This is a genomic window from Saccharothrix sp. DSM 118769, assembly GCF_052936295.1.
The window spans coordinates 2,298,027-2,313,957 of sequence record NZ_CP193627.1 but is presented as its reverse complement, the minus strand read 5'-3'; the positions used below and the strand labels follow the sequence as shown (position 1 = coordinate 2,313,957).

The following is a 15,931-nucleotide window of genomic DNA, read 5'->3' as shown; positions in this document are numbered from 1 at the left end:
AATGTTTCGATGCCACGAACAATTCCGCAGCGTGGCAGAAGGGTGGCGGTCGCATGTCCCGCCGTTCATGGATGCGTCCCCTCATCTCGATGGGGCTCGTCGCCGTGGCAGCAGTGAGCACCGCGTGTGGGTCGTCCGGTCCGGCCGACCCCGCGAACGGGCTCAAGGTGTGGGCGCTGGAGGACCCGGTGCTCAACAAGATCGAGCAGAAGTCGATCGACTCGTTCAAGGCCGGCGGTGGCAACGCCTCGCTGGAGACGTTCGGCAACGACCCGTACAAGCAGCGGCTGCGCGTCGCGATCGGGTCGCCGCAGGCCCCGGACCTGTTCTTCAACTGGGGCGGCGGCAACCTCAAGGAGTACGTCGACGCGGGCAAGGTCGCCGACCTGACCGCGGTGCTGGACGAGAACGCGGCGGTCCGGGACAAGTTCATCCCGAGCGTGCTCGACGGCGCGAAGCTGGACGGCAAGGTCTACGGCGTGCCGATGCGCGGCATGCAGCCGGTGATGCTGTTCTACAACAAGGACGTCTTCACCGCGGCCGGCGCGCAGCCGCCGACCACGTGGGACGAGCTGCTGACCCTGGTCGACACGTTCAAGGCGCAGGGCATCACCCCGATCGCGCTGGCCGGTTCGCAGGCGTGGACCGAGCTGATGTGGGCCGAGTACGTGCTCGACCGCGTCGCCGGCCCCGAGGTGTTCAAGAACATCCGGGACAACGGCCCCGCGGGCTGGAAGGACCCGGCCGTCGTCGAGTCCCTGACCAAGCTCAAGGACCTGATCGACCGGGGCGCGTTCGGCTCGAACTTCGCGTCCGTCGGCTACGACGCGGGCGGCGCCTCGACGATCCTGGCGCAGGGCAAGGCCGCGATGCACCTCATGGGCTCGTGGGAGTACACCAACCAGCTCGACCAGAGCCCGGACTTCGTCAAGCAGAACAAGCTGGGCTGGGTGGCCTTCCCGTCCGTCACGGGCGGCAAGGGCGACGCGGCGAACCTCGTCGGCAACGTGAGCAACTTCTACTCCGCCACGTCGGACTCGAAGAACCTCGACGCGGCCAAGAAGTTCGTCACCACCACGCTGACCGAGGACTCCTACATCCAGGCGCTCGTCGAGGCCGGTGACGTGCCGCCGGTCGTGGGCGCGGAGGAGGCGCTGAAGAAGTCGCCGAACCCGGACTACGCGACGTTCATCTACGAGCTGGTGCTGGACTCGAAGAACTTCCAGCTGTCCTGGGACCAGGACCTGCCCGCGGACGACGCCACGTTCATGCTGACCCAGCTCCAGGAGTTCTTCCTCGGCAAGGTCTCGCCGCAGCAGTTCGTCGACGCGGTGGCCGCGCGCTGATGTCGTCCCAGCGGCCTTCGGGCTGGTACGCCGTTCCCGCGTTCGCGTTCTTCGCCTTGTTCGCGGCGCTGCCCATGGTCATCGTGGTGTACCTGAGCTTCACCGCGTGGGACGGCCTGGGCACGCCCGCGCTCAACGGGGTCGACAACTGGACCCGGTTGGTCGAGGACGGTGAAGCCCACGCCTCCGTGGGGCGGACCGTGCTGCTGATGGTCGTCTCCTGGCTCGTCCAGACCCCGATCGCACTGCTGGTCGGGGTCTGGGCGGCCGGGAAGCAGCGGTCGCGCGCGGTGCTGAGCTCGATCTTCTTCCTGCCCCTCCTGCTGTCCACCGCGGCCATCGCGCTGCTGTGGCAGGTGCTGCTCGACCCGAACTTCGGCGCGTTCGTCGGCGGGCCGCAGTTCCTCGGCGACACGGACATCGCGATCTACACGGTGGTGTTCGTGATCTCCTGGCAGTACATCCCGTTCCACACCCTGCTCTACCAGGGCGCGGCGCGGGCGGTGCCGCCGACGCTGTACGAGGCGGCGACGATCGACGGGGCGAGCCGGTTCGGCCAGTTCCTGCACATCACGCTGCCGCAGCTGCGGTACACGATCGTCACGTCGTCGGTGCTGATGATGGTCGGCTCGCTGACCACGTTCGACACCGTGCTGATCCTGACCAACGGCGGGCCGGGCACCGCGACCCGCATCCTGCCGCTGCACATGTACATCACCGGGTTCGCCGGGTTCGAGATGGGCTACGCGAGCGCCATCGCGGTCGTGCTGGTCGTGCTCGGCACGGCGCTGTCGGTGGCGGTCATGCGCTGGAGCGGTTTCCGCTCGATGAGCAGTCAGCAGGAGGGTTCGTGAAGTCCCGCCCCAACTGGCCCGCCGGGTTGTTCGCCCTGGTGTGGTTGGCGATCGTCCTCGGTCCGCTGCTGTACCTGGTCACGGTGTCGCTGCGCACGCGCAGCGAGTACCTCGGCAAGAGCGCGTGGTCGGTGCCGGACGCGCTGACCCTCGACAACTACGTCACCGTGCTCACCGGCGGGTTCGGCCAGTACCTGCTGAACAACGTGGTCGTGACGGCGGCGACGGTGGCGATCGTCGTGTGCATCGCGGTGCCGTGCGCCTACGCGGTGGCCCGCAGCGCGAGCGGTTTCGTGCAGCGGGGCTTCACCCTGCTGCTGATCGGCCTGGCGATCCCGGCGCAGGCCACGATCATCCCGATCTACCTGCTGATCACCAGGATGAACCTGTACGACACGCTGCTGGCGATCATCCTGCCGACGGCGGCGTTCGCGCTGCCGGTGGCGACGCTCGTGCTGACCAACAGCCTGCGGGACGTCCCGCGCGAGCTGTACGAGGCGCAGGCGATCGACGGTGCCGGGCCGTTCCGGGTGCTCGTGTCGCTGGTCCTGCCGCTGGCGCGGCCCGCGATCATGACCGTGGTGGTCTACACGGCGCTCAACGCGTGGAACGGGTTCCTGTTCCCGCTGGTGCTCACGCAGTCCGAGTCGACGCGCGTGCTGACGCTGGGCCTGTGGGACTTCCGCGGGCAGTTCGGCACGAACGTGCCGGCGCTGCTGGCGGCGGTGACGCTGTCGGTGCTGCCGATCTTCGCGGTCTACCTGATGGGCCGGAGGTTCCTGCTCAGCGGTCTGACGGCCGGTTTCGGCAAGTAGCACGCCGCGATCCAGGGGCGTGGCCGCTACTCTCCCAGCGGCCACGCCCCACCTTGCGTGACCAGCGGGTTAACAATCCCGACACTTTCGATTCACTATTCGACATTTTCGACCCCGCAGGCGCGTCAACGTGAGCCACACCGCTCGTGGAGCCCTCATGTTGCGTGGTCCCGGCGGTATACCCCTGTCGTAGACTGCCTGCATGCCGACCAAAGCCGACCCGTCATCTCCGGATGGCACCGCCTCGGGCAAGATCACCATCGCGGACATCGCGGCGGAGGCCGGGGTTTCGGTACCGACAGTTTCGAAGGTGATGAACGGCCGGGCGGACGTCGCCCCGCACACCCGGGAACGGGTCGAGGCCATCATCCGCCGGCACGGCTACCAGCGCCGCTCGGACGAGCGGTCGCGCAGGTCCAACCTCGTGGAGCTGATGTTCCACGAACTGGAGAGCGCCTGGGCGCTGGAGATCATCCGCGGCGCCGAGCAGGTCGCCGCCGAACAGGGTCTCGCGCTCGTGCTCTCCGAGTCGCAGGGGCGCCTCACCCCCGGCCACGGCTGGCTGGAGGGCGTGATCGCCCGCAAGCCGCTCGCCGTGATCTCGGTGTTCTCCGACCTGACCTCGCAGCAGCTCGCCAAGCTGCGCGCCCGCGACATCCCCGTGGTGGTGGTCGACCCGATCGGCGAGCCGCAGCTGGAAACGCCGTCCATAGGGGCCACCAACTGGAACGGCGGCCTGACCGCCACCCGCCACCTGATCGAGCTGGGGCACCGCCGGATCGCCATGATCGGCGGCCCCGAGCGCGTGCTGTGCAGCCGGGCCCGGGTCGACGGCTACCGGGCGGCGCTGGAGACCGCGGGACTCGCGGTCGACCCGGAACTGGTGCGCTACGGCGACTTCCACGTCGAGTCCGGGCGCGCGCAGTTCGCGCCGCTGCTGGACCTGCCGAACCCGCCCACCGCGGTGTTCGCGGGCTCCGACCTCCAGGCCCTCGGCGTGTACGAGGCCGCGCGGGCCGCGGGGCTGCGCGTGCCCGAGGACCTGAGCGTCGTCGGGTTCGACGACCTCCCGGTGGCGCAGTGGGTGGGCCCGCCGCTGACCACTGTCCGGCAGCCGCTGCAGGACATGGCCGCGGCGGGCACCCGTCTCGCCATCACGCTGGCACGTGGTGAAGAGCCCGAACACCGCCGAATCGAGCTTGCCACCACGCTGGTGGTGCGTCAGAGCACCGCCCCGCCACGCTGACGAGCCGCCTCTAGTGGTGGTGCCCCTCGGGCTGCGAGTACACGCACCCCGGCGCCTCGGCGGGCACCGTGTGCCCCACCTCGTCGTCGGGACCCACCGGTGTGCAGCGCAGGGTGTGCAGCCCCAGCAGCTCCAGGCCGAGCGTGCCGCTGAGCGCGAAGCCGTTGCCGAACCCGAAGTCCGGGTCGTCGGAGACCTCGCCGCTCGCCAGCGCCCCCTGCCAGGCCCGCTGGAAGTCCGCCAGCTTCTCGCGCTGGAAGACCACCAGGCCGAGCCGCTCGTACGGGCCCGCCGCGCAGGTCGCCCACTCCGCCACGTACGGCGCGTAGAGCTTCGCCCGCAGCGGGCCGACGAACTCGGCGAACTCCTCCGCCGTGCGCGCCACCGGGTCACCGCACTGCCCGGTCTTCTCCCGCACCCACTCGGCCACCTGCGAGGGCGTGGCCAGGGGCGGGCCCAGGGCGTTGGACCCGAGGGTGGTGGTGGGGCCGGCCGCCGAGGAGCAGGCGACCGACCCCACCAGGAGCGCGACCAGGGCCGCGCACCGGGCGAACATCACGCCGTGGCGCACGTGGCGCCGCTGAGGGTGAACGCGGTCGGGTTGGCGGGCGTCCCCTGCGACGTCCCGTTGAACCCGAAGCTCACCGTCTGGCCCGGCTGGATGTTCTGGTTCCAGCTGCTCCCCTTGGCGGTGGCCCGACCGGCCGCCACCGCCACGTCCGCCGACCACGCCTGGCCGATGGCCTGGCCCGCCGGGAGGTCCCACGCCAGCTGCCAGGCGTTGACCGCGCTCGTGCCGGTGTTCTTCACCGACACGTTCGCGGTGAAGCCGCCGGACCAGCTGCTCGGCACGCTGTAGGTCACCGAGCACGCGCCGGGCTCGCCGCTGCCACCGCCGGTCGTGGTGACCGGGACCAGCGCCGAGGGCGCGGAGGTGTTGCCCGCCGCGTCCCGCGCCACCACGTAGAACTGGTAGGCGGTGCTCGGGGTGAGGCCGGTGACCGAGGCGCTGGTGCCGGTCGAGGTGGCGACCTGCACGTCGGTCGCGCCCGCCTCCCGGAACACCTGGTAGGAGCTGACGCCGACGTTGTCGGTCGACGCGCTCCAGCTCAGCTGCACCGCGTTCGACGACGCGGACGCGGTGGGCGTGCCGGGGGCGCCGGGCGCCTGGGTGTCACCGCCGCTGCCGCCGCCGGTGAAGACCACGTCGGAGCAGCTGTAGAACGCCTCGGGGCTGTCGCTGCGCTGCCAGATCGAGTAGATGACGTGGCGGCCGGACTTGTTCGGCAGCGTGCCGCTCCACGCGTACTCGCCGCTGCCCAGCGGCGGGTTCGTGATGCTGTCGAACGGCGCGGGCTCCAGGTCCGACCACTTCAGCGGCTGCGTCGGGTCGAAGCCGTCCTTGGTGACGTACTGGTCCCACGTACCGGGGTGCGGCGCCCACGCGTTGTACTTGAACGTGATCCGCGAGCCCGCCGTCAGCGTCGTCGTGGGCCAGTCGGAGCGCGCGAGGTTGTAGGCGTCGTACTTGGTGGTCGGGCCGCACAGGTCGCCGTCGGCGATGATGTCGCGGTGCCGGCCGCCGGCCTGGCTGATCAGGTTGCCGTACCAGTCCCACAGCGGCTGCTTGCCACCGATCTGGACGGCCGCGGCGCAGGCCGGGTTGGTGGGGTTCAGGTCGCCACCACCGCCGAGCCTGCCGTCCTCGTAGCACGCGTAGGTCCGGCTTGCGGGGAAGGTCATCGAGCCGTGCGCCAACGCGGTGCCGGACTGGACGAACACGCTGGTGAACCCGACCACGCCGAGCGCGGCCACGGCCAACGCCCCAAAGCGCTTGAGTCGCAAGGTGTCTCCTTCAGATCGACGGTGATCTGGTGGGCGCGGACTGGGAGCGCTCCCAGAAATACGATCGCACCCCCCGTGACCGCCCGTCAACGACCCGTTTCATTTGGTGCTGATCGGGTAACGCTCGACCATGCGGATCGCGGTGGTCGGTCAGGTAGCCCGTGACCTGGTGCTCGTCGTGCCCGAGGTGCCCCCGGCGGGAGGGTCGGCGACGGTGTCGGAACGCCGCGAAGTGCTCGGCGGCAAGGGTGCCAACATCGCCCGGAACGCCGTCGGGTTGGGCTCGACGGCCGTGCTCGTCGGCGTCGTGGGGGACGATCGCGAGGGCGACCTCCTGGTGGAGCGGCTCGCGGCGGACGGCGTAGCGACGGGTCAGGTCGTGCGGCGGTCCGCCACCCGCACGGCCCTCATGGTCGACGTCGTGCACGACGGCGAGTACCGGTACCTGGAGGACGTGCCCGACGCGTGCCTGCTCACGCCGGCGGACGTCGAGGCCGCGTCGGCCGTGCTGGCCGGGGCCGACGCCGTGGTCGTGCAGCTGCAACAACCACCGGGCGCCTGCCTCGCCGCCGCCCGCGCCGCCCGGGGGCTCGTCGTGCTCGACGGCGCCCCCGGCGGGCTGGTCGACGAACTGCTCGCGGAGGCCGACGTCCTGCGCGCCGACCACCGGGAGGCCGGCCTCCTGGCGGACCGGGGGATCGCCTCGGTGGACGACGCCCTCGCCGCCGGGCGCGCCCTCCTGGGCCGCGGCCCCTCGGTGGTCGCCCTGGAGGTGCCGGGCGAGGCGAACGTGCTGGTGTGGCGCGAGGGCGACGCCGTGGTCCCGCTCACCGACGAGGAGGTCGTCGACACCACCGGCGGCGGTGACGCCTTCGTGGCCGCGCTGACCGTCGCCCTGGTGCGCGGCGACACCCCGGAGGAGGCCGGCCGCCTGGCCACCCGCGCCTCCGGCCGTGCCGTCACCCACCCCGGCGGCCGGACGGACCTGTCCGGCCTCACCTGACGGTGTGACCACACCACTGCGGCGGGACCCCTGATGGACGAATGGGGTCGCGTTCCGTAACCTGACCGCGACCTGCCCGTGGGTAACCCGTTCGGGGCACGACCGGCTTCAGGAGGATGCGCGACCGTGGCGTCGAACCCCGCTCAGCGCACCGTCCGCGCGGCACTGGCGGTCACCGCCGTCACCGCGCTGGTCGGCGCGCTGCCGCTCCCCCCGGCCGTGGCCGACCCCGCGTCGGACGCCCTGAAGAGGTACAACGACCTCGCCCACGAGGCCGAGGCGCTGAACGAGGAGCACCTGCGGGCGCAGGACGAGCTGTCCACCGCCCAGGGCGCGCTCGACCAGGCCAACCGCGACCTCACCGCCGCGCAGCAGGCCCAGGAGTCGCTGCGCGGCCAGGTGGACCTGCTCACCGAGGCGTCGTTCGAGGGCGCCCGGTTCACCCAGCTGTCGGCGCTGCTGGTCAGCGACTCGCAGCAGGACTTCCTCAACCGCATGTCCGCGCTCGGCGTGCTGGCCGGCGACAACGCCGAGGCCCTCCAGGGCCTCGGCGCCGCGGTGGACGGGGCGAACGACGCGGCCCGCCGCGCGGTCGAGGCCACCGACACCGCCAACCAGGCGATCGCCGAGATCGACCAGCGCAAGGCGGCGCTCGACGGCCAGATCGACGAGGCCCGCGAGGCGTACCGGGCGCTCAGCCCGGCGCAGCGGGCCGCGCTGAACGACGCGGGCGACATGAGCCGCATCGACGTGCCCTCGGGCACCGCCGGCCAGGCGCTGGCCTTCGCGCTCGGCGAGCGCGGCAAGCCGTACGTCTTCGGCTCGAACGGCCCGAACACGTGGGACTGCTCCAGCCTGATGCAGGCGGCCTACCGCTCGGTGGGCGTCGCGATCCCGCGCACCACCTACGGCCAGGCCACGATCGGCCGGTCGGTGGCGCGCAACGACGTCCGGGCCGGCGACCTGGTCATCTACTACCCGGGCCAGACGCACGTGGCCATGGCGATCGACGGGCTGCGCGCCGTGCACGCCTCCACCGAGGGCGTGCCGGTGAAGATCCAGGACATCGAGTCCATCGGGCCGATCAGCGTCATCCGCCGCGTGGTGGGCTGACCCGCCCACCAGCGGCTCAGCCGCTCCACCCGATCAGCGGCTCAGCCGCTCCACCCGATCAGCGGCTCAGCCGCTCTGCTCCATCACCAGGATCGCCCCGTTCGGCTCGCCCGCGTTGGAGCGCAACGAGCTGCACACCACGCGCACGACCACCTCGCGTCCCTTGCGGTTCACCGCGTCGACCTTCAGCTCGGTGATGAACGACGCGTCCGTCAGCGCCTGCCGCACGACCGGCCGCAGCTCCGCCACGGGCAGCCCGATGTCGAGGTTGAGCAGGTGCTCGCCCCGCGCCTCGTCCTGCCGCACGCCCCACAGCTCCTCGGCGCCCCGGTTCCAGGCGATGACCCGCATCTCGGGGTCGAGCACGATCACGCCGGCCCGCAGCGACGTGAGGATCGACTCCAGGAACTCGTTGACCTGGTCCAGCTCCTGCGTGCGGTCCCGGAGCACGTCGTTGATCGTCTGGAGCTCGTCGTTGGTCGACTGGAGCTCCTCGTTCATCGTCTCCAGCTCCTCGTTCGTGGACTGGAGCTCCTCGTTCGTGGTCTCCAGCTCCTCCACCGTGGACTGGAGCTCCTCGTTCGTGGTCTCCAGCTCCTCGTTCGTGGACTGGAGTTCCTCGTAGGCCGATTCGAGCTGCTGGTTGGCGTACTCCAGGTCGTCGAGCAGCCGGCGGGCCGTGGTCACGTCGTGGAACACGATCGAGATGCCGATGACCACGTTCTCGGGCCCGAGCAGCGGGGTGAGCTGCACCTCGAACCACACCGGTTCGCTGCCGGGGCGGTGCCAGGAGACCTCTTTGACCCGCAGTGGCCGCCGGTCGGCGCGGGTCTGCTCCACGTGGGCGCGCAGCTCCACCGGCCGGTAGGACAGGTCGAGGTCGCGCAGCGGCCGGCCGATGTCGTTGGCGGAGAGCCCGAACAACGTCTCGGCCTGCCGGTTCGCCAGGGCCAGCACCTCCTCGCCGGCGATCACCACCTGCGCGACGGGGCTCTCCAGGAAGGCGTGCTCGCGCAACTGGTCCAGCCCTCCCACGTCGATGCGGCGGTCCTGGACGAACGCGTGGGCGAGGAAGGGCGCCACGCCCGACGCCACGCCGTTGGTCCTGCGGAAGATCCGCCGCTTCAGCTCGACCGGGTCGAACAGCCGGCCGTGGCTGAGCAGCATCTCGGCCTTGCCCAGGAACAGCACGCCGCGCGGCGTCAGCGCGAAGTGGAACCGGCCGAGGATCTTCGCCTGGGTCTCCTGGTTGAAGTACATCAGGGTGTTGCGGCACACCAGCAGGTCTATCCGCGAGATGGGGGCGTCCTGCACGAGGTCGTTGCGGCCGAAGATCACCGCGCGGCGCAGGTCCTTGCGGAACGCGTAACGGCCGTTGTGCGCCTCGAAGTACCTGGCCACCAGCTCCGGCGGCACGCGCTGGAGCTCGCGCTCGCCGTAGACGGCCTGCCGGGCCTGGGCGAGCGCCTCGTCGTCCACGTCGGTGGCGTAGATCTTCACCCGGTGCCGGAACTGCTCGGGGCCGAGCGCCTCGGACAGCAGCATGGCGAGGGTGTACGCCTCCTCGCCCGACGCGCAGCCCGCGCTCCACACCCGGACCGGGTCGTCCGGGCCGCGTTCGGCGAGCAGCGCCGGCAGCACCTCGTCGCGCAGGTAGTCCCACGCCTCGGGGTCGCGGAAGAAGCTGGTGACGTTGATCAGGATGGTGTTGAACAGGGCGTTGAACTCGTCGGCGTTGACCTGGAGGTGGTCGATGTAGTCGCTGTGGTTCTCGATGCCGACCTGCGTCATCCGGTGGTGGACGCGGCGCATGAGGCTGGTGCGCTTGTAGCCCGTGAAGTCGAAACCGCGCGACTCCTTCAGGTACCGCAGCACTGCTTCGAAGTCCTCGTCCGGCACCGTCAGTTCGCTCACCCCGGGAACGCTACTAGCCGGGGCGGGCCCCTCCCCGCCAGGCATCAGCCCAGCACCGCCCACACCACCTTCCCGCCCGACGGCCACGGGGCACACCCCCACACCCGGCTGAGGCTGTCCACGATCGCCAGGCCGACACCGCCCGGCGGGGTCGCGCCGGGGTCCGGCTTCGACACCGGTTCGGCGCTGTCGTCGCGCACCGCGACGGAGAGCCGGCCACCGCGGTACTCCAACCGCACCACGGGGGCAGAGGCCGCGTGCCGCACCGCGTTCTCCACGAGTTCGGTGACCACGACCACGGCGCTGTCGACCAGGGCGCCGAGCCGCCAGCGCTCGCACGCCTCGCGGACGAACTGCCTGGCGACGAGCGCGCCGACGATCGTGTCCGGCAGCTGGATCTCGTCGCGCCGGCGCTCGGGCGGCTCGTCCAGGGAGGCCAGCGCGGCGGCCAGGAGCGTGAACGCGGGCACCAGGCGGCCCGCCGCGGAGCTCGCCAGGAACTGCCGGTACCCCGTCGACTCCCCGACCAGAACCACCGGCACGCCCGGCCACTCCGCCAGCCGCAGCCAGACCGTGGCGAAGATCGACATGAACGCGGGGGTGGCGCACCGGAACCCGTCGTCGAGGCGCACGACGACCCCGGTCGGCCCCTCCGCCGCGCACTTGAGCAGATCGTCGCGGAACGCCCGGTAGGACGTCAGGTCCAGCAGCCCGGAGGGGCGGACCACGGTGGCACCGTCGATCCGCGTGACCTCCAGCGCCACGGCGCTCAAGGTCCGGACTCCGCGGTGGACTCCCGCGTGTACGCGCCGGAGAGCAGGTGGCCGCGCAGCACGTCGGCGGCGCTCGCGGCCTCCTCCTCGGCGCGCTGGTAGCGCCGGACCATCAGCTCCGCGCCGCGCCTCAGGGCGTCCTGGCGCATGCGCCCGGCGAGGCCGGCCTTCTCCTCCAGGGTGCGCAGCGCCGTCCACAGAGCTTTCTCCAGGGTGACGCCCTGCGCGTCCAGCAGCGCCTCGGCGGTCCAGGCGTGGCCCACCTGGCACCGGAACCGCTTGGGCACGGCGTCCAGCTCCACGAGGTTGCCCTGGCAGTCCGGGCAGCTGAAGTTGGAGGGGTGTCCCATCGAGATCACCTCCGCGGCGTGTGCGCCCACACCCGAGGCGATGTCGGTTTCGCGCTGCGCCAGGTCTGCGGTCTCCGCGCCCTGCCGGACCTCGTGCCCGACGCACCCCCGCAGCAGCTCGCCCATCTTCGCCGTCGACAGCACGTGGTCGACGGCGACGTGGCGGAGGACGCTGTTGGGCATCCCGCCGAACAGCGCCTCCTCCGGGTCCTGGACGATCACCAGGCCACCGCGGTTGGCGATGCTGACCATGCCCCCGGTGCCGTCGTCCAGGGTGCCGGACAGCACGACGCCGATCGTGCCCGCGCCGTGCGAGGCGGCGGCGGAGCGGAACAGGGCGTCCACGGAGGGCCGGTGGCCGTTCTCGGTGGGGCCGTGCGAGAGGTGGATCACCCCGTCGATCACGATCAGGTGGTGGTCGGGCGGGGCGACGTGCACCCGGCCCCGGCGCAGGCGCATGCCGTCGGAGGCCGTGACCGCGGACAGCGGGCCGCTCCGGTTCAGGATGCCCGCCAAGGCGCTCGTGCCGCCCGCCGGCAGGTGCAGCACGACGGCCACGGCGGCGTCCAGGTCCGCGGGCAGTCCCGCGGTGAAAGAGCGCAGCGCTTCGACCCCACCCGCTGAAGCGCCGACGACGATCAGGTCGCGCGTTGGCATCTGCTCACCTCGATCGGTGGATACCCCGCCATCCGCGAGCGTACTCGCTGTTGTTTTCGTTTCAGAAGCGGTGCACGCGGGTACGATGATCGAATGGGTGGCCCCGTGGACCCGGTGGAGCAGTGGAGCCCCGGCGCGGTGGCCCGGATGCTGGGCGTCTCCCCCACGACCCTCCGCACCTGGGACCGCCGCTACGGCCTCGGCCCCTCTTCGCGCGAGGAGGGCAGGCACCGCCGGTACAGCGGCGAGGACGTGTCCCGGCTGCGCAGGATGCTCGAACTCACCGGTCAGGGCATGGCCCCGGCCGCGGCCGCGGCCTCCGCGCTGGGCACCGCGCCGCCCGAACGCCCCCGCGCCGGGGGCGGGCCCCGGGCCCTCGCCGTCGACTCGGCGGAGGGGCGGGGGTTCGCGAGGGCCGCGGCCCGCCTGGACGCGCCGCTGATGAGCACCCTGGCCGCGGAACTCGTGGACCGGCACGGGGTGGTGGCCGCGTGGGAGACGGTGCTGGTGCCCTTCCTCGTCGCCCTCGGCGAGCGGGTCGTCCACCAGGGGCGGGGCGTCGAGGTCGAGCACCTGGCGACCGCCGGGATCGCGGGCGTGCTGCACGCGGCGCGGGCGGTGCCGGTGCGCGGTCGCCTGCCCGCCCTGCTGGCGTGTGCCCCGGACGAGCAGCACAGCCTGCCGCTGGACGCGCTGGCCGCGGCGCTGGCCGAACGCGACGTGGCCTCCCGCAACCTGGGCGCGCGGGTCCCCGCCGAGGCGCTGCTCGACGCGGCGGCCCTGCTGTCACCCGGCTCCGTGGTCCTGTGGGCCCACGACCGCGCGTACGCCGACGCCGCCCCGGTGGCCGAACTGCTCTCCCGCGGGCACGCGGTGCTGCTCGGCGGACCGGGCTGGGGCGAGGTCCCGGCGGGCGCGCGGCGGGTGGGGTCGTTGAGCGAGGCGGTCGCCGCGGTCCTCGAACTGAACCGGCTGTGAGCCGGGGGGCGGTGCCCTCCTCGCTCAACCGGTGGTCGTACCCGCCTTGCCCGCCCCGACCGCCTTCGCCCGGCCGTTCCTGCCCGCACCGGTCTTGCCCGCGCCGGTCTTGCTCGCACCGGTCTTGCCCGCACCGCCGGTCCTGCGGGCCGCCGCTGCTCCGGACACCTTGGCCACGCGAGGGGTCCACCGCGTGTACCCGGCCCGCTCGGCCTCCACGGCGGAGCGGAACACCACGTCCCCCCTCATGCGCTTGAAGTACGGCGACTCGGCGGTGTGGAAGATCATCGACTTGGCACTGCCCTTGACCGGGTACTCCTCCGCCACCTCGGCGGCCTCCGCCACCTCGGCTTCCACCTCCACGGTCACCACCTCAGCGGCGACCGCTTCGGCGACCACCACCTCGGCGGGTTCCGCTTCAGCAGCTTCCACTTCACCGACGTCCACCTCATCGACGTCCACGGTCCGCGCAGCCGGCAACGCCGCCCGCACGGGCCGGACAGGTCGGTCGACCACCGCCCCGACCTGCGCGCGCAGGCCCCGGATGACGGCGCGCAACGGCAGCCAGGTGAGCGCGGCACCCGCGAGGAACGCGAACGTGCACAGGACGAACGTCTGGGTGAACAACCACACCACGTACCACTCCTACTTGCTTGTCCAAGCCTGCTGATGCCGACCTGCTGACGGCCGCCCGCTCGCGCCCGGTGGTACTCCTTCCCGCGCCTAACGGGGGTTGGCGTGCCGCACGAGGACGTCGACCTGGCGTGCCGCGGGTTCCACGCCCTCGGGCACCGGGTCGACGGACAGCGACAGCACGATCCGGTCGGGCCGCACGCCCTGGGCGACGAAGAGGTCGCGCACCATCACGGCGCGGGTGGCGGCCAGTCCGGCGGCCTCGGGGTGTTCGGCCGAGGCGTGGCCGACGAGCGTGACCGCGGTGCGGGGCGCGACGAGCAGCAGCCGTCCGACGCGGTCGACGAGCACCGGTCCGTGCCCCTGCCACGCGGCGGTCCCCGGTTCGAACCGGAACCCGCCGTTGCCCTGCACCATGCTGGTGATCGAGCGCTGGAACGCGGTGACGTCCAGCGCCTCGCCCCCGGGTGCCTCGACCACGACGTCCGACGTGCCCCACCGCGCCGCGGACTCCCGCACCCGGCCGGCCGCGGCCTCGTCGTGCACGACCCCCGTCACCTCGGCGCGGTCCCGTTCGAACACCGCCGTGAGGTCCCCGCTCCCCGCCGCGGCCGAGAGCACGTCCACCACCGGACCGTGCTCGACGGGCACCTGGTCACCGTTGGGGGTGACCAGGTCCGTCACCCGGACGGAGGTGATCTTGGCACGGATCGCGTTCACCAGGGCGAGCCGCTCACCGTCGTCCGCGGCCCCGCCGCTCAGGACGACCTCGTCGCCGCGCAGCAGGACGACGAGCCGCCCCGCGGCGGGTGCGACCCCCTCACCGCTCCCGACCTGCCGCGCGCGGGCGTAAACCCCTGACGCGGCAAGGAGAGCGGGCACCACGAGGGCGCCGACGAGCCAAACTCGCCAAGGTGGGGATGTCAGCACCGGGCGTTACTACCGGAAGTGCGGGCGAGGATTCCACCAGCCAAACCCGTATCCGCACGACCTGCTGAAGCAATTCACCTGTCCAGGTGACTCCAACCGCCCAAGCCCCACCAAGATCACCCACCCGCGCCCCCGCCCACCCGCCACGCCAAGCAACCACCACCACGGCGAGCAGCGGAGTGCGGGGGCGGAGGCGAGCGGCGGCAGGGGCGGAGGGCGCGGGCCGCGGCAGCAGGGCTTGCCGCAACGGGCGCGGCAGGCAGGCGGCGGCAGCGGGGCTTGCGGCGGCAGGCAGCGCGGGATCGCGGCGGCAGGCGGCAGGCGGCAGGCGGCACAGGGTCGCGGCGATGGCGCACGGAGTCGCGGCGGCATGGGACGAGTGCGCGGCGATGGCAGCGGGGACGGGCGTGGGCCGTCGCGGGTATGTGCCGGCGCGGGGCTGGCGGATGCGATGGGCGGTGGCGGGCGGGTCGGCGACGTGGGCGGGTGTAGGTGCCGGCTGGGCGGGTGGGCGCTGGCTGGCGGGGCGGTGGGTGGTGGCCGGGTGGGGCTTGGGGATGGGTGGAACTTGGGGGGTGGTGGGACGGGGTGGTGGATGGCAGGGGTCGTGGTCTCGGGGGTCCGCTTCTCTCAACCGAGTGGCGAGGGGCCGATTTCGTACATGTTCGGCCCGATGATCACCCGATCGTGTCCGCCACCGGCAAACCACCGTCCATCACCGCAGGTCAGGCGGCTTTGGGCAGACTACCCTGCCGGCACCCGCACCTGCTGCACACCGGGTGGGCGGGGATGTGGATGTCCGCCAGCAGCTTGCGCGAGTCCTCGAAGGTGGGGGCTTTCTGGCCCGGCACCAGGAGGCTGTCCAGCACCTCCTGCCTGCGCCTCGCCAGCTCCCGCGACCGCTCCACCGGGTCCTTCAGCCGGGCGCGGACGCGTTCTCGGGACTGCTCGCGGGCCAGGGTGCCCGCGGCGCTGAGCTGGCGGGCCGGCCTGGGCTGGGTGAGGCGCGCGTTGCGGCGGTTGATGCGCCACCACGCGCCCAGGGTCATGCCCGCCACCGGGGGGCGCGCTCGTCGCGCGCCCCCCTGCCACCACGAGCGCAGGCGCGCACGGAGGAAGTCGTGCGCCACCTGGTCGCGGCTCCTCGGGCTGCCCTGCCTCGTGCCGTCCGGCCTGCGGTCGACCGCCGCGAGCAGGGCATCGACGCTCCACCCCTCGTGGAACCACGGCTCGACGACGCCGCGCAGTGCCGCGCGGTTCGCGTCGGGCCAGGCCGCACGCAGGCAGAACGCCTCGACCGCCGTGTCGATCTCGGCGTCGGTTTCGGGGATGACACGGCCGGGCCACTGACGGGGATCGAGTCGAACACGCATCGCATGGCTCCCTTCGAACGCGTACCGAACATCCGTTCGAGATAGTGCCACTGACCACCGACAATTTTCGAGTACTAAGACTTGACTTATATAAGCCCAGA

General features: G+C 72.1%; 15 protein-coding genes. 7 read left to right on the top strand and 8 right to left on the bottom strand.

Annotated elements, in window-relative coordinates:
- Positions 1 to 113: 113 nt before the first annotated feature.
- The 4 genes from ACRAKJ_RS10925 to ACRAKJ_RS10910 all read left to right on the top strand — a co-directional run bounded on the left by ACRAKJ_RS10925 (position 114) and on the right by ACRAKJ_RS10910 (position 4,261).
- A complete protein-coding gene (locus ACRAKJ_RS10925) occupies positions 114 to 1,346 on the top strand; it encodes an extracellular solute-binding protein (RefSeq protein WP_438920746.1) in 1,233 nt (410 codons plus the stop codon).
- Positions 1,346 to 2,200 (top strand): ABC transporter permease subunit, encoded by an 855-nt coding sequence (locus ACRAKJ_RS10920; RefSeq protein WP_438920747.1) that lies wholly within the window; start codon positions 1,346 to 1,348, stop codon positions 2,198 to 2,200. The genes ACRAKJ_RS10925 and ACRAKJ_RS10920 overlap by 1 nt, the downstream gene beginning before the upstream one ends.
- A complete protein-coding gene (locus ACRAKJ_RS10915) occupies positions 2,197 to 3,015 on the top strand; it encodes an ABC transporter permease subunit (protein ID WP_438920748.1) in 819 nt (272 codons plus the stop codon). The genes ACRAKJ_RS10920 and ACRAKJ_RS10915 overlap by 4 nt, the downstream gene beginning before the upstream one ends.
- A gap of 202 nt (positions 3,016 to 3,217) precedes the next feature.
- Positions 3,218 to 4,261, top strand: a complete 1,044-nt coding sequence (locus tag ACRAKJ_RS10910; protein WP_438920749.1) for a substrate-binding domain-containing protein — start codon at positions 3,218 to 3,220, stop codon at positions 4,259 to 4,261.
- 10 nt (positions 4,262 to 4,271) lie between these two features.
- On the opposite strand, the gene ACRAKJ_RS10905 is transcribed toward ACRAKJ_RS10910, so the two are convergent.
- Together ACRAKJ_RS10905 and ACRAKJ_RS10900 are read right to left on the bottom strand one after the other, a co-directional pair.
- Positions 4,272 to 4,832, bottom strand: coding sequence for a hypothetical protein (locus ACRAKJ_RS10905; protein ID WP_438920750.1), 561 nt, complete (start codon positions 4,830 to 4,832; stop codon positions 4,272 to 4,274).
- Entirely contained in the window at positions 4,817 to 6,106 is a 1,290-nt protein-coding gene (locus ACRAKJ_RS10900) for a lytic polysaccharide monooxygenase (RefSeq protein WP_438920751.1), read from the bottom strand. The genes ACRAKJ_RS10905 and ACRAKJ_RS10900 overlap by 16 nt, the downstream gene beginning before the upstream one ends.
- Positions 6,107 to 6,236: 130 nt before the next feature.
- Here ACRAKJ_RS10900 and ACRAKJ_RS10895 point away from each other — a divergent pair, with 130 nt between their 5' ends.
- A complete protein-coding gene (locus ACRAKJ_RS10895; RefSeq protein WP_438920752.1) occupies positions 6,237 to 7,109 on the top strand; it encodes a PfkB family carbohydrate kinase in 873 nt (290 codons plus the stop codon).
- A gap of 126 nt (positions 7,110 to 7,235) precedes the next feature.
- Positions 7,236 to 8,222 carry an NlpC/P60 family protein gene (locus ACRAKJ_RS10890; protein WP_438920753.1) on the top strand — a complete coding sequence of 329 codons (987 nt, stop codon included), beginning with the start codon at positions 7,236 to 7,238 and terminating at the stop codon, positions 8,220 to 8,222.
- 66 nt (positions 8,223 to 8,288) lie between these two features.
- On the opposite strand, the gene ACRAKJ_RS10885 is transcribed toward ACRAKJ_RS10890, so the two are convergent.
- The 3 genes from ACRAKJ_RS10885 to ACRAKJ_RS10875 are packed head-to-tail and all read right to left on the bottom strand — an operon-like array spanning position 8,289 to position 11,916.
- Positions 8,289 to 10,136, bottom strand: coding sequence for a CheR family methyltransferase (locus ACRAKJ_RS10885; RefSeq protein ID WP_438920754.1), 1,848 nt, complete (start codon positions 10,134 to 10,136; stop codon positions 8,289 to 8,291).
- A gap of 44 nt (positions 10,137 to 10,180) precedes the next feature.
- Positions 10,181 to 10,900, bottom strand: coding sequence for an ATP-binding protein (locus ACRAKJ_RS10880; protein WP_438920779.1), 720 nt, complete (start codon positions 10,898 to 10,900; stop codon positions 10,181 to 10,183).
- A gap of 5 nt (positions 10,901 to 10,905) precedes the next feature.
- On the bottom strand, positions 10,906 to 11,916 hold the full coding sequence (locus ACRAKJ_RS10875; RefSeq protein ID WP_438920755.1) for a chemotaxis protein CheB: 1,011 nt from the start codon (positions 11,914 to 11,916) through the stop codon (positions 10,906 to 10,908).
- A gap of 93 nt (positions 11,917 to 12,009) precedes the next feature.
- On the opposite strand from ACRAKJ_RS10875, the gene ACRAKJ_RS10870 reads away from it, so the two are divergent.
- On the top strand, positions 12,010 to 12,894 hold the full coding sequence (locus ACRAKJ_RS10870; protein WP_438920756.1) for a MerR family transcriptional regulator: 885 nt from the start codon (positions 12,010 to 12,012) through the stop codon (positions 12,892 to 12,894).
- A gap of 24 nt (positions 12,895 to 12,918) precedes the next feature.
- On the opposite strand, the gene ACRAKJ_RS10865 is transcribed toward ACRAKJ_RS10870, so the two are convergent.
- The 3 genes from ACRAKJ_RS10865 to ACRAKJ_RS10855 form a co-directional block, all read right to left on the bottom strand.
- The gene (locus ACRAKJ_RS10865; RefSeq protein ID WP_438920757.1) at positions 12,919 to 13,530 is read right to left on the bottom strand and encodes a sunset domain-containing protein; all 612 of its coding nucleotides are present in this window, start codon (positions 13,528 to 13,530) and stop codon (positions 12,919 to 12,921) included.
- Between the two features lie 87 nt (positions 13,531 to 13,617).
- The gene (locus tag ACRAKJ_RS10860) at positions 13,618 to 14,409 is read right to left on the bottom strand and encodes an OmpA family protein (RefSeq protein WP_438920758.1); all 792 of its coding nucleotides are present in this window, start codon (positions 14,407 to 14,409) and stop codon (positions 13,618 to 13,620) included.
- Between the two features lie 773 nt (positions 14,410 to 15,182).
- A complete protein-coding gene (locus tag ACRAKJ_RS10855) occupies positions 15,183 to 15,830 on the bottom strand; it encodes a hypothetical protein (RefSeq protein WP_438920759.1) in 648 nt (215 codons plus the stop codon).
- Between the last annotated feature and the right edge of the window lie 101 nt (positions 15,831 to 15,931).